The sequence below is a fragment of the Hymenobacter aerilatus genome, from assembly GCF_022921095.1.
GTDB lineage: Bacteria > Bacteroidota > Bacteroidia > Cytophagales > Hymenobacteraceae > Hymenobacter > Hymenobacter aerilatus.
Window position 1 is genome coordinate 579,578 of the sequence record NZ_CP095053.1, and the last position, 12,223, is coordinate 591,800.

The window sequence follows — 12,223 nt, forward strand, 5'->3', positions numbered from 1 at the left end:
CAACGGCCTTTATGTTTCAGGAAAATAATTACATGGTAAACGACCTGGCGGCACGCGCACGCCAGGAATTTCGTCCGGGTCAGGTAGTAGCGTGCGAGCAACAAGGCAATGATTTTTTATTTACCTGCGATAATGGCCTACGGTTGCGCTTGCAGGTGATTAATGACAAAATTCTGCGCTTTCGCTACGCCACCGACGGCCAGTTTACGCCTGATTTCAGCTACGCCCTACCCCCCGATCAGACGCGCACGGCGCCCGAGCTACTGGAGTTTCGCGAAAAGCCCGACCACTACCGCATCACCACGGCCCGCCTTATTTGCGTGCTGGGCAAAGAAAATTTGCACACGCGCATCCTGGACCGCTCCGGCACAGTGCTCTGCGAAGACGATAAAGGCTTTCACTGGCAGTACAACGACGACACCGGCAACGACCTGGTGCTGATGAGCAAGCAGGTGCAGAGCGGCGTGTGCTACTACGGCCTCGGCGACAAGCCCGCCAACATGAACCTGCGCGGCTCGCGCTTCACCAACTGGGGCACCGATACCTACGGCTACGTGAAGGGCTCCGACCCGCTCTACAAGAACATTCCATTCTACCTGGAATTGCAGCAGAAAATTGCCCATGGCATTTTCTTCGACAACACGTTCAAGAGCTACTTCGACTTTGCCGCCGAGCGCGCCGATGTAACGAGCTTCTGGGCCGATGGTGGCGAGATGAACTACTACTTCATCTACGGGCCTACCCTGCTGGAAGTCAGCCAGGAGTATACGCGCCTCACGGGCCCACCCGAGCTGCCGCCGCTGTGGGCCTTGGGCTACCACCAGTGTAAGTGGAGCTACTTCCCAGAACAGAAATTCCGCGAAATCGCGCAAGGATTCCGGGAGCGGCAGATTCCCTGCGACGCGCTCTATCTCGACATTGACTACATGGATGGCTATCGGTGCTTCACCTGGTCGCCTACCCATTTCCCCGAGCCCGCCAAGATGGTGCGCGAGCTGGCCGAAGATGGCTTCAAAACCGTCGTTATCATCGACCCTGGCATCAAAATCGACCCCAACTACGAGGTGTATACCGAGGCGTTGGAGAAGGACTACTTCTGCCGCCGCGCCGATGGACCACTGATGAAAGGCTCGGTGTGGCCCGGCCTCTGCAACTTCCCCGATTTCACCCGTCCTGCCGTGCGCGAGTGGTGGGCTGGCCTGTTCAAAGGGCTGATTCAGGACATTGGCGTGAAGGGCGTGTGGAATGACATGAACGAGCCGGCCGTATTTGAGAAAGGCACCTTCCCCGACGATGTGCGCTTCGACTATGACGGGCAGCAAGGCTCGCACCGCAAGGCGCACAACGTGTATGGCATGCAGATGGCCCGCGCCACCAATGCCGGCGTGAAACGCTTCGCCTACCCCAATCGTCCTTTCACCATCACGCGCTCTACCTACTCTGGCGGGCAGCGCTACTCCTCCGGCTGGACCGGCGACAACCTCGCATCGTGGGAGCACCTGTGGCTGGCGAACATCCAGTGCCAGCGTCTGAGCATCAGCGGATTTTCGTTTGTTGGGAGTGATGTAGGGGGCTTTATCGACACGCCCGATGGTGAGCTGTACGCCCGCTGGATTGCGCTGGCCGCTTTCCATCCGTTTTTCCGCACGCACAGCTCCGGCGACCACGGCGACCAGGAACCGTGGAGCTTCGGCGACCAAGTGACAGACCTGGCCCGGCAGTATATCTCGTTGCGCTACCGCTTGCTGCCTTACATGTACACGGCCTTCTGGCAGTACGTGCAGCAGGGCACGCCCATGCTGCGCCCGTTGGTATTCCTCGACCAGAACGATACCAACACCTACCTGCGCATGGCCGAGTTTGCTCTCGGCGATAATTTGCTGGTGTGCCCCATCACCACACCCGGCGTAGATGGCCGCTGGATGTACCTCCCCTTTGGCGACTGGTACTACTGGTGGACCGACGAGGTGAAGGCCGGTGGTGCCGAAGTGTGGGCCGTAGCCAACCTCGACCGGATTCCGCTGTTTGTGCGGGCTGGTGCTGTGGTACCGTTGGCGCCCGTGTTGCAATACGTAGGCCAAGCGCCCATTGAGCAACTCACCCTGCACGTGTATTACAAAAACGGTACCGCCGAGAGCATGCACTACGACGACGGCGGCGAAGGCTACGCCTACCAGGAAGCCGGCCAACAAACCGCGCGCCGCTTCACGGTGGCCGGCTCGGCGCAGGGCCTGCTGCTCACGCAAGCTATTGAGGGCTCCTACCAGCCCAGCTATACCACTTACCAAGTGGTGTTGCATGGCCTACCCACGGCGGCAGCGCAGGTGCACGCCGATGGTAATGAAATGACAATAAGTGAGTATAAAGCTGAAACCGGCGCCACTCTACCCAGCGTGGTGGTAGGTGCTGGCTTCGGAGAGTTAGTGGTGAAGCTGGAGGCGGAATAAGCTCGTTCTACCACTACCTACCCCACCCGGCGCAGCCATCCACAATGATACCGGTCGGACGCCTGTGGCGTTGGACCGGCCGTGCTGACGACCTCAAGGCCCGCTATCAACCGATGGCGGGCCTTGCTGCGTGTGGCACCGGGCGAAACGCCACCGCTGTGCCCGCAGGCACCGCATCCAGTGCCAAAATCTGGGCTTGGTAGGCGGCTGGCAATAGCAACGACCGGAGCCACCGCCCCAGAGCCGTGCGCTGGGCCAGGCGGTAGGCGGGCAGGGACAACCGCAGCCACGTGGCATTGGGTAGCGCAAGCATCGTGCGCACCGACGCGGGTACTACCAACCGTTGGCCGGCCAGCACCAGCTGGTACCGAAACGCCCCAAGGTGCTTGCGATACTGCTGGTATAGATCGGTAGTGTAGGTGCTGTGGGCCAAATCGTGGGTGAGATGCTGCTGGCGGGTAGGGAGCCAGGTGGCGTAGGTATGGGGTAGCTCGGGAACACCCATGCGTTGGCCTACCCGGCAGAATACTGCCACTACCTCATCTTTTTCCGTGTCGGTCATGGGCCGTTCCAGCACCTCGAAAGCCCGGATGGAATAGTGCACCAGCATATACAGCACGTCGCGGTAGGCCCAGTCGGGAATGGCCATACCCCGGCTCTGCTCCACCGCTCCGTGGATAGCCGCAATGGTATCGATGGCCCGCTCGGCGGCGTGGCGCTCCGCGAATACAATCTTGCGGGCATACTCCACGGTCGAAAACAGCCGGCCCAAAGGGTCGGCGGGTAGGCGGCCTGTGAAATACAGCCAGTCTACCGCCTTATTGAGGGCAAACTCGGCCGCCGCCCCGGCAAAGATGAACAGAATGGTGTCGCCTTTGCTCCAAACGCGGCGCACAATGGAGCCTGGCGCAACAAAATAATCCATAACTTATTTCAGATATTTTAAAGTACTTTGTGATGCAAAGTTAAGGTGTATTTGCGAGAATTTTACAATTGACTAGATATGCGTATTCGTCGTTGGTCGATTTATTTGGTGTTGATATTTTCTACCCTCCTGTTGGGGTTGGCCTCGCGCAAATTTGCTCCTTGGCTACCTAGCTGGATAGCCGCGTACGCCGGCGATACGCTGTGGGCGCTGTTGATTTTCTGGTTGATAGGACTGCTGCGGCCCAGCTGGTCTAGCAAGCAGGTAGCCGCCACCGCATGGGGGTTTGCGTTCGGCATCGAAATCAGCCAGCTCTACCAAGCACCCTGGCTAAACGCCATTCGGGCCACTACGTTGGGTGGTCTGGTGCTGGGCTACAGCTTCTTGTGGAGCGACCTGGTATGCTACAGCATGGGCGTGCTGGCAGGCTATCTGCTGGAAAAAAGCAAACGCCTATGGCAGTAGTGGGGCGCGTAGCAAAGCGGCAAATTGTTCAACCATTCGCGCAGTCTCCTGTTATCAGAATACGCTGCTAGATGGCCGAGACACGTTCTATTTCCTTCACCTACTCCCTTTCTCATGGCTAACGACACCACCTTCCCGGCCACTTTCTCGCTGGCCGGCGACAAAACGATTAACCGCATGGGCTACGGCGCCATGCGCATCACCGGCGAAGGCATCTGGGGGCCACCCCAGGACCACGACGAAGCCATTCGGGTCTTGAAAAAGACGGTAGAGCTGGGCATCAACTTCATCGATACAGCGGACAGCTACGGCCCCAACGTATCGGAGGAGCTAATTGCTGAGGCCCTGTATCCCTACCCCGCCGACCTAGTAATTGCTACCAAGGGCGGCTTGTTGCGCACCGGCCCCAACCAGTGGCCCGTGAATGCCCACCCCGACCACCTGCGCGAAGCCCTAGAAGGCAGCCTGAAACGCCTGCGCCTGGAGCAGATTGAGCTCTACCAGTTGCACCGCGTCGACCCGAACGTGCCCTTCGACGACACCCTGGCTTTCCTCAAAAAAGCGCAACAAGATGGCCTGATCAAGCACATTGGCCTCTCGGAGGTGACGGTGGAGCAAATCAAACAGGCGCAGGATGCGGTGGAAATCGTGTCGGTGCAGAACATGTACAGCGTGGATAACCGCAAGTGGGAAAAGGAGCTGGACTATTGCCAGGAGCAGAATATTGCCTTCATCCCATGGTACCCGCTGAGCGGTGGCAACACCGAGGCGCTGAACAAGCTCACTGGCATCGGCAAGCAGTACGACGCTACCCCGCAGCAAGTAGCCCTAAGCTGGCTGCTGCACCGCGCTCCTAATATCCTCCTGATTCCGGGCACCTCCAAAGTGAAGCACCTAGAAGAAAACGTGAAAGCCGCTGCTATTCAGCTGTCGGAAGCCGACTTACAGAAATTGGACAAGCTGGGCGCGGCGGAGTAAGTGGCTCTTTTGCAAGCCTTCAAAACGTATAAAACCCGGCTGTCATCCTGAGCATTCCGCGCATCAAGCGGCGACAAAGGACCTTCTCACGGTAGAACGAGTCGTTGTTACGTCCATCGTTCTCACGTGAGAAGGTCCTTCGCAAGCTCAGGATGACAGCCGGGCTTTTATGTTATGCTTTGTCCTGAAATGCTATTCTACCACCAGTTTCTGCACCACGGTGCGGCCGTCGGAAGTGTCGAGGCGGAGCGTGTAGAGGCCAGCGGCCTGCCCGCGCAGGTCGATGGTGCGCGGGGCGGTGGTAGCAGAGGTGGCAGTGGCGGTGCGTACCACGCGACCGGTTACGTCCAGTATCGAGTAAGGCGCGGCCCGGAGAGCTGGCTCATCGGCTTGCAGCGCAAACACGCCGCTGGTGCTGGGGTTGGGGTACACGTTCAGGCTGTGCGTGTCCAGGGCTGTGCGGTTGGAAGTGGCCACGCCTACCATTGTCACATTATCAATGAGGAAGGTAGTGCCGGCCGTGAGCGATGAGGTGGGAGGAACCGCCGTGATGGAAACGTTGCTGCCCGATGCAAAGGCGATATGAATAGAATCGGGTGCAGCAGATGAGGTATACACCAGAGGTACCGTAGCCAGCGTGTAGTTGTCGGCAGTGGTCGTAAACGTCAGGAGACCAGTAGCAATGGGCTCCTGCCGACCGCTTACAGTACGAGTAAGCTGCACAGCGGCAGTGGGCTTGTCACTTGCAACGTTGGTGCCCGCGAGCTTGTAGTAGAATTGCATACTGGCGGGCCGGATCGTGAAGGGTAGACCACCCGGATAGGTAGAATTGGCGCTGGGCTTGTTGCCAAGAGCCAGTATGCCCGGCGCAACTACACTACCCAGAAGCGGCACCGACACAGTTTTTGATTCCAGGCGCGCCGCGAAGGTTCCTTGCTGAAAATCGGTGCTTTTGGTGACGGTGCCAGTCTGAATGCGCGTGGGCAATAAAGCGCCAAAGGGGGCAGCTGCTACGGCGTCGTCGGTGTTCAGCCAGTTGGCAGGGGCTTCCACGTTGTTGCGCGTGGCCCAGGTGTCGAGGGTGCCGTTGGGAATAGTTTGGGCCTGGGCTTGCCCTAGGGTAAGCCCAAAGGCAAGGGGTAGCAGGAGTAAGCCTGTTTTCATAAAGAAGGTGTTGAGGTGGTGGGAGCGAGCAGTGAATATATTTCATCAAATATAGATAACTATCCTATATAGGAAAGAAATATATTAAGTTTAATTGCTGCAAATGAATAGCTTACGCTCTCTGCCAGTGCTGGCGCAGGAAATGCGCCGCGTACAAACCACCCAGCAACAGCCCTGTCAGCAGGCCGCCCGCGTGGGCCGCGTGGTCGATGTGGGCATCCGTGCTGCCGGCCACGCTGCTCACCAAAAAGAACAGTAGAAAGAACAAGAGGGTCAGCCGCTCGCGGCGCTCCAGGGGTAGGGCCTGCGTGAGCAGCAGCGCTAGCTGCACCCCATACAGCCCAAATATAGACCCCGACGCTCCTACCGAGTTGACGCCACCTGTGTGCCACGCCAGGCTGGCCAGGCTGCCGCCTACCCCACACACCAGGTAGGCCAGCAACAGCCGCCGGCCACCCAGCAGCGGCTCGGCCAGTGTACCCAGTAGCAGCAACGAGCTGGCGTTGAGCAACAAATGGCCCGGCCCGCTGTGCACAAAACAACTAGTAAGTAGTCGCCATGGCTGCCCGGGCAGCGTGAGTGGTGAGTAGTTGCTGCCCCAGGCTACTAGCGCCGCCCCGCTCGGGTGCAGCACCGCTACGCCGGTAAGGGCCATAGCCAGAAACACCAGCAAATTGATATCCAGCAGCACCGGCGTGGCCCAATGGCGGCGCGTGGGCAAAAACAGGGTTTGAAGTAGCCGCAGCACCACCGGCTTTTCGGGTGCGGCAGAGGGTAGGGAGGAACGGCGCCGCGCCGGTCTGGGCACTTCGGTGGGCACTAGGCCGCGGCGTTGTAGCTCTTGGGTAGCGGCGTGCACCAAGGGCGCGGGGTAGCGCTCGGGGTGCTGGGCCAAATAAAACAGTTCCGCCTCCGAAGTGGCCGCCAGTGGGGTAGGAGAATCAGCAGGCGGCGTATCAGACATAATAAAGCGCTAAGGGCGAGGAGGATGAGTGAAGATAAGAACCGCGCCATCGTGGGCGCGTGGGCCGTAGGCCTGCATGGCCACCCGCGGCCGCAGTATCAGCACCGAGTCAATTTCCGCATCTGACAGCTCGGTTACCGGGTGGGGCAACGCGTTGGAAAGCGGGTCGCTGGCGAATACTCTATTGTGTAACAGATAAAGCGGGTTGGTGTTGGGATAGCGCGTGGGCACGGTTTGGCTGCGCACTACCTCCGGGATAGCGCGCAGGGGCAGTAGAGGCAGTTGCTTGGGTAGGGGAGAGGCCAGCACCTGGTAGCGCACGGCGTAGGCGGCGGTATCGCCCTGTTGAATTTCGCGGGTAATGAGGGAGTCGCGCCCGTGGAAGCTATACGTCAGCAAACCAAGAACGGCATTCCGGCGCTTGTGCCCCAGCAACATGGCTTCCAGCCGTTGCTGCATCACGGGCTTAAGCTTCAGGTCGTATGCAGCCGCGTGCGTTAGGCGGCGCCATTGGTCCTGCACCAGGTTTATTTTGCCCAGAAGGGTAAGATCGGGGGTAGGGCGCTGACTGGTACGCGTGAGCAGCCAGGCCGTTTGATATTCGGCAGTCCAGTAGCGCGCCACCATCTGCTGGTAGTTGTTGCGGGCAATAGAGTCGCGCCACTCGGTGGCGGGCACCGTGGCGGAAGCTTCCCGCACCCTTTCTTGCGCCAGCGCTTCAAAGCTGGGCATCATATCGTCGTTGGTGGCGGGCTGCTCTACCACGCTGGCGGGCAGCGAGGTGGGCCGTTGCGTTGAAACAGATACATCCTCGGCGTCGGCACCGGTGGATTGTAGCGCCCACACACCAAGCAGCAAAGCGGCCACTAGCCCGCCACCAAGTAGCAGTCCGCGAGATAGAGTTGAGCGTTCAGGCTCTGGGGCGTATTCCAGAAGTGGGGCCGAGGTAGCGCCCTCGGCTATTTCCGGCAAGCGTAGGCCGCGCCGCCGCAGCTCTTGCTGGGCCGCCCGCACAATATCGGAGTGATAGAAGGATGGGTGGCTGGCGAGAAAGCGTAGCGCGTCGTCGGTTTTCTCAGTAAAAGAATCGGAGCCAGTAGACATAAAGGCAAAATAGCGAAACGTAAAAAGCGAGTAGAAAAGAAAGGTCTGGAAAAGGCGCAAGAAAAACCATGCCTCAACCGCCCGGCCCACCGCCCGTATAGCCAAGGGTAGGCCGCTGCGGCTGCCTGCGCTTCTTTCCACTCAGAACTTTCCTACCCTTATGGCTCAGCATCCCACACCTCCGCTCGACGAAGAAACCGAAGACGCCATGCGCGCCCGCGAGTTTCAGCCCGATAGCCGCCTAGCGGCCGGCAACAGCAGCGAGGCCCTTACCGGCAACAACGGCGACGATAACTCTGGCAGCGGCGGCACCGAAGGTGGCCACGAAATAAAAGGTAAAAATGTGGCCACCGGCACCCAGTACGACAAGCCCGGCAATGCCGACGAAGGCGACGTGGGCGGTAGTACTACTAGCAGCGGCTCTGCTTCTGGTAGCGCTGGCACCGGTATCGGCCAGGTAAACCTGTAACTACACCCATTCTTCCACCCTTTCCACCCTACGCTCATGAGCGACAACCAGAATAACCAGCCTGATAACAGCAGTCCTAATGACGGCACACGTGCTTCACGCCCAGAAAACGAGCGTGGCGTAGGTTCGCAACAGCAAGGCAATGCGCCTCGAAATTCCTCTGACTCCGACAGCACTGGCAACCATGGCGGAAACCGCGGTGGGGACCAACACGTTGACAACAGCGGAGCCAAAGGCAGCAGCGGTGCTGGCGCGCAACTCAGCGCCGATCAGAAAAACCAAGGTGGCGGACAAGACGCTGAAAAGGCTGATCAAACCCAGAATACCACCGATTACAAATCGGACTACGGTACCGGCAACGCTGCCTCTAGCCCTGCCAACGACGGCGGCACCATTGACGACGAAAACAACAGCTAAATCACTCTCTTTCTTATGAACACTCCATCCATTCCGTCTGAGCAAGACGAAGAAAAAGGCCGCACCGGTTCTTCTGATGCCAAAAACGCCGATGCAACGGTAGCCGATGGCTCCGGCGACGGTGCTCAACAAAACATGAACTCTTCTGAACTAGCCAAAAACAGCCCCGAAGCGGCCACCGAAAGCACCCAGGAAAATATGGGCGACGGGAGCGGCATTCGCGGCGACTACGGCGACAGCAGCCAAACCAACGGCAAAGAGGGCTAAAAGCTCTTACATGCCTAAACAGCAACGCGCCCCGGGATAGAAATATAGTGATTCTATCCCGGGGCGCGTTGCTGTTTAGGCATTAAACAACTAGTTGAATCAAAGAAACAGCTTGATGCCCCCGTTGGCGACCAAGCCCTCCAACGGTGCCCATACCTCCCGGAAAGACGGTTGACTAACGGGGGGCAGTACCACGGACTCATAGCGGCTTTGGCGGACGTTGAGCAGGTTCTCGAAGTTGAGGAACACGCTGAAGTGCTTCCAGCGCCGTTCACCCATAGCGCCCAGCAACCAATAGGAGGGCGACTCCTCGCCCGTCGAGAGCGGTTTGCGGCCGATGTAGTAGGCTTCCAGTCCTACCCGGAACTTGCCTTCCTGCTCGTACACCCCTACCAAATTCACGCGGTGCTTGGCCGTTAGCGGCACGGCGCTGTTGTAGTCGGTGCCGCTGTACTGGCGGCGGGTGTCTACTAGGCTATACCCGGCGTAAAGCTGAAAGTCCTCGTAACCGATGCGGACGTTGGTTTCCAGGCCTCGGCTGTTGATAGGGCCGTCGGCGTTGGCAAACTGGTACGTGGCGTTGCCTGCACCCGGCGTGATAATGGCCGGAATATCGAGTACCAGCGCGTGGTTGAGGCGAGTGTAGAAGAACAGCTGATTGATGGACACGTCCAGCACCTCAAACAGGGTAGTGCGGTAGTTGACATCGAAATTGCCGCCGCGGGAAGTTTCGGCTTGAGCGGTATTTTGATTGATGGGCAGCACGTTGCGGAAGCCTACGCTTTCGGCATCCTCGGTGAATAGGGTAGGGGCCTTGTAGCCCAATCCACCGCCCAGGCGGGAGGTGAGGTGCTCCGACAGCCGGAACAGCGCCGACACCCGGGGTAGGGCGAAGAAGCTAAAGCGGTTGTGATAGTCGCCGCGCAGGCCGGTTTCCAGCGTCAGCCAGGGCCGCGCCCGGTAGTTGTTTTGCAGAAAGGCGCCTACCGTAGTGTATTGGTAATTGCGCCCCCGCGTGGCCCCGCGTTCCGTGAATTGCTCCGTCCAGAGGTTGGCGCCGCCAATCCACTCGGCCCGCTCGCCGGTGTGCGTGTAGCTGGCTTCGCTGAAGCTGGCCACCTGCTGCCCGGCAAAGCGGTAGCCCGGCTGCGTAATGGTGCGATTGAAGTAGCTCACGCTGTTTTTGACCGTGAGCACGGAACGGGCAAAGCGCTTATCGAATTGCAGCTGTGAGGAGGCCCGGTCGGAGCGGTTGCGCTCGAAGTAACGGTGCTGGCTGTCAGCGTCGCCGTCCAGCACCCGCATATCGCCGCCGATGCGGTTTTCCCAGTTGCCCATCGCGCCTACCGTTAGCGTGGCCGTGGGCGTGAGGTAGAAGTACAGCCGCGGGTTGAGCGTATACCGTTCGTAGTGCGGAATGGCCGAAAAGCCGGTGTTGCCGGGGTCGTATTCCTTCTGCGTGTTGCGAGCAGCAAACAGCGTGATGCCTACCTTCTCACCTTTCTGCGCCCAGAAACCGCTGAGGTCGAGGCCGCCAGCGGTGGTGCCGTTGGCCATAAAGCTCAGTTCCCGCTCCTCTGTGGGGCGCTTAGTAATCAGGTTAACCAGCCCCGCAATGGCCCCGCCGCCATAAAGCGTAGACGCCGAGCCTTTGATCACCTCAATCTGCCGCAGGTTCAGCGGCGGAATCTGCAAGATGCTCAGGCCCGCTGCGAAGCCCGTATACAGCGGAAATCCATCCTGCAACAATTGGGTGTAGCGTCCATCCAGCCCCTGAATACGAATGGTGGCACTGGCCGAAACGGCCGAGGTCTGCTGCACCTGAATGCCGGTGCTTTCGTTGAGCTGCATGCGAATATCGCCGGGCCGCATGTTGGCTTTTTCTTCCAGCTCCTCGCCCGTAATGGCCTCGATGCGGGTCGGAATATCGTCGATGCTGCGGTTGCTGCGAGTAGAGGTCACCACCACTTCTTCCAGTACCTCGCCCTCTGCGGCCACCAGTTGTACCACCAGCGAGTCGCCAGGAAGGGGTAGGGTCAGGCTATCGGTTTGGGGTTGATAGCCGATGGAAGAGTAGGTAAGCGCGTAGCGGCCGGGCGCTGGCATGGGTAGTACTAACTGCCCGGCCGCATCGGCTGCGGCGCCGATGTTGCCGGGCATGAGTCGGGCCGTCGCCCCGATGAGTGGTTTGCCGGTTTCGGCATTCCGGATAGAAACCTGTAGGGCGCCTTGCCCCCAGGCTATAGGCAGAGTAAAGAGTGTCAGCCCCAGCGACACAAGTAGAAACTTCATGAAAATGAGTGAATAGCGTAGCCAATAGCTACCCGAGCCAGTAGAAAGGCCGGGCAACAACCATCGGAAAGACTACGCTAGGCGGGGCGGTTGCCAGATCCGCCCCGGCACCTCCAGCGCGTGTGGCGCTTGGTAGAGCGACCGTACCACAATCTGTTTAGCAGAGGGTAGGGAAGCTACGGCCACCGGCGGAACCAGCGGCGGCATGGTGAAGCCGGGGCACGCCGTGCACAAACAGAACGGCGAGCAGCTCTCCGTGTGCTTGTGGTCGTCGGGGGCAGCCTGGGCGGTGGTAGTTGGCTCGTCCTGGCATACGTCCGCGCAGGGTAGGCCCGCCAGCACCAACACGTACATTGCCAGGAAAAAGGCCCACAGCTTCATGGGGTAAAGGTAAGAGCTATCTTCAAAGTCGTTTGCCCATATTTATGTGAGCGAGTCCTTTAGAACGTGCTGCTTCATCTGGCGTGCGCACAGCTTGGTGTAGGCGAAGCGCTGGCGCCAGTAGCTTGTAGCAGCCATACACCTCCACAGCCAGCTTTGCTGTTGACCGGTATCTTTAAGGCCAAGTTCCTAGTCCCTCCTTATGCTTCTCAAACAGCGCGTAGGTAGCCCCGGCAACAGGCGTCAGGTGCAGGTTGTCGAGCTGCTTAACGCGGCCGTGCCGCCCGTCCGCTCGGCTGACGGTCAACAGGCTGTTCCAATGCTGTCTATCACACGTGAGTCACCCAGTT

Annotated in this window: 12 protein-coding genes; 6 read left to right on the forward strand and 6 right to left on the reverse strand. The window is 59.3% G+C overall.

What is annotated here, in order from left to right; all coding sequences use genetic code 11:
• Positions 1-11 precede the first annotated feature (11 nt).
• On the forward strand, positions 12-2,447 hold the full coding sequence (locus MUN82_RS02420; protein WP_245094698.1) for a glycoside hydrolase family 31 protein: 2,436 nt from the start codon (positions 12-14) through the stop codon (positions 2,445-2,447).
• A 106-nt stretch (positions 2,448-2,553) separates the two neighbouring features.
• On the opposite strand, the gene MUN82_RS02425 is transcribed toward MUN82_RS02420, so the two are convergent.
• Positions 2,554-3,372, reverse strand: a complete 819-nt coding sequence (locus MUN82_RS02425; protein WP_245094699.1) for an oxygenase MpaB family protein — start codon at positions 3,370-3,372, stop codon at positions 2,554-2,556.
• A gap of 78 nt (positions 3,373-3,450) precedes the next feature.
• Here MUN82_RS02425 and MUN82_RS02430 point away from each other — a divergent pair, with 78 nt between their 5' ends.
• Together MUN82_RS02430 and MUN82_RS02435 are read left to right on the forward strand one after the other, a co-directional pair.
• Complete coding sequence (locus tag MUN82_RS02430) at positions 3,451-3,837, forward strand: ribosomal maturation YjgA family protein (RefSeq protein ID WP_245094701.1); 387 nt, start codon at positions 3,451-3,453, stop codon at positions 3,835-3,837.
• 114 nt (positions 3,838-3,951) lie between these two features.
• On the forward strand, positions 3,952-4,815 hold the full coding sequence (locus MUN82_RS02435) for an aldo/keto reductase (protein ID WP_245094703.1): 864 nt from the start codon (positions 3,952-3,954) through the stop codon (positions 4,813-4,815).
• A gap of 192 nt (positions 4,816-5,007) precedes the next feature.
• Here the strand turns inward: MUN82_RS02435 and MUN82_RS02440 are convergent, their stop codons facing one another.
• The 3 genes from MUN82_RS02440 to MUN82_RS02450 form a co-directional block, all read right to left on the reverse strand.
• The gene (locus MUN82_RS02440; protein WP_245094705.1) at positions 5,008-5,979 is read right to left on the reverse strand and encodes a T9SS type A sorting domain-containing protein; all 972 of its coding nucleotides are present in this window, start codon (positions 5,977-5,979) and stop codon (positions 5,008-5,010) included.
• Between the two features lie 112 nt (positions 5,980-6,091).
• Entirely contained in the window at positions 6,092-6,943 is an 852-nt protein-coding gene (locus tag MUN82_RS02445; RefSeq protein WP_245094708.1) for a rhomboid family intramembrane serine protease, read from the reverse strand.
• 9 nt (positions 6,944-6,952) lie between these two features.
• Entirely contained in the window at positions 6,953-8,047 is a 1,095-nt protein-coding gene (locus tag MUN82_RS02450; RefSeq protein WP_245094710.1) for a hypothetical protein, read from the reverse strand.
• A gap of 160 nt (positions 8,048-8,207) precedes the next feature.
• Here MUN82_RS02450 and MUN82_RS02455 point away from each other — a divergent pair, with 160 nt between their 5' ends.
• Genes MUN82_RS02455 through MUN82_RS02465 form a run of 3 tightly spaced genes read left to right on the forward strand, consistent with a single transcriptional unit; the run spans position 8,208 to position 9,200 of the window.
• Entirely contained in the window at positions 8,208-8,516 is a 309-nt protein-coding gene (locus tag MUN82_RS02455) for a hypothetical protein (RefSeq protein ID WP_245094713.1), read from the forward strand.
• Positions 8,517-8,552: 36 nt separating this feature from the next.
• Complete coding sequence (locus MUN82_RS02460) at positions 8,553-8,933, forward strand: hypothetical protein (protein WP_245094715.1); 381 nt, start codon at positions 8,553-8,555, stop codon at positions 8,931-8,933.
• 15 nt (positions 8,934-8,948) lie between these two features.
• Positions 8,949-9,200, forward strand: coding sequence for a hypothetical protein (locus MUN82_RS02465; RefSeq protein WP_245094717.1), 252 nt, complete (start codon positions 8,949-8,951; stop codon positions 9,198-9,200).
• A 99-nt stretch (positions 9,201-9,299) separates the two neighbouring features.
• On the opposite strand, the gene MUN82_RS02470 is transcribed toward MUN82_RS02465, so the two are convergent.
• Both MUN82_RS02470 and MUN82_RS02475 read right to left on the reverse strand, forming a co-directional pair.
• A complete protein-coding gene (locus MUN82_RS02470) occupies positions 9,300-11,492 on the reverse strand; it encodes a TonB-dependent receptor (protein WP_245094719.1) in 2,193 nt (730 codons plus the stop codon).
• 72 nt (positions 11,493-11,564) lie between these two features.
• Positions 11,565-11,873, reverse strand: a complete 309-nt coding sequence (locus MUN82_RS02475; RefSeq protein ID WP_245094720.1) for a DUF6660 family protein — start codon at positions 11,871-11,873, stop codon at positions 11,565-11,567.
• Positions 11,874-12,223 lie beyond the last annotated feature (350 nt).

What these genes read in the sequence shown, in the direction of transcription:
- MUN82_RS02420 (WP_245094698.1), top strand. Translation starts at nt 12, where the DNA reads ATGTTTCAGGAAAATAATTACATGGTAAACGACCTGGCGGCACGCGCA.
- MUN82_RS02425 (WP_245094699.1), bottom strand. Translation starts at nt 3,372, where the DNA reads ATGGATTATTTTGTTGCGCCAGGCTCCATTGTGCGCCGCGTTTGGAGC.
- MUN82_RS02430 (WP_245094701.1), top strand. Translation starts at nt 3,451, where the DNA reads ATGCGTATTCGTCGTTGGTCGATTTATTTGGTGTTGATATTTTCTACC.
- MUN82_RS02435 (WP_245094703.1), top strand. Translation starts at nt 3,952, where the DNA reads ATGGCTAACGACACCACCTTCCCGGCCACTTTCTCGCTGGCCGGCGAC.
- MUN82_RS02440 (WP_245094705.1), bottom strand. Translation starts at nt 5,979, where the DNA reads ATGAAAACAGGCTTACTCCTGCTACCCCTTGCCTTTGGGCTTACCCTA.
- MUN82_RS02445 (WP_245094708.1), bottom strand. Translation starts at nt 6,943, where the DNA reads ATGTCTGATACGCCGCCTGCTGATTCTCCTACCCCACTGGCGGCCACT.
- MUN82_RS02450 (WP_245094710.1), bottom strand. Translation starts at nt 8,047, where the DNA reads ATGTCTACTGGCTCCGATTCTTTTACTGAGAAAACCGACGACGCGCTA.
- MUN82_RS02455 (WP_245094713.1), top strand. Translation starts at nt 8,208, where the DNA reads ATGGCTCAGCATCCCACACCTCCGCTCGACGAAGAAACCGAAGACGCC.
- MUN82_RS02460 (WP_245094715.1), top strand. Translation starts at nt 8,553, where the DNA reads ATGAGCGACAACCAGAATAACCAGCCTGATAACAGCAGTCCTAATGAC.
- MUN82_RS02465 (WP_245094717.1), top strand. Translation starts at nt 8,949, where the DNA reads ATGAACACTCCATCCATTCCGTCTGAGCAAGACGAAGAAAAAGGCCGC.
- MUN82_RS02470 (WP_245094719.1), bottom strand. Translation starts at nt 11,492, where the DNA reads ATGAAGTTTCTACTTGTGTCGCTGGGGCTGACACTCTTTACTCTGCCT.
- MUN82_RS02475 (WP_245094720.1), bottom strand. Translation starts at nt 11,873, where the DNA reads ATGAAGCTGTGGGCCTTTTTCCTGGCAATGTACGTGTTGGTGCTGGCG.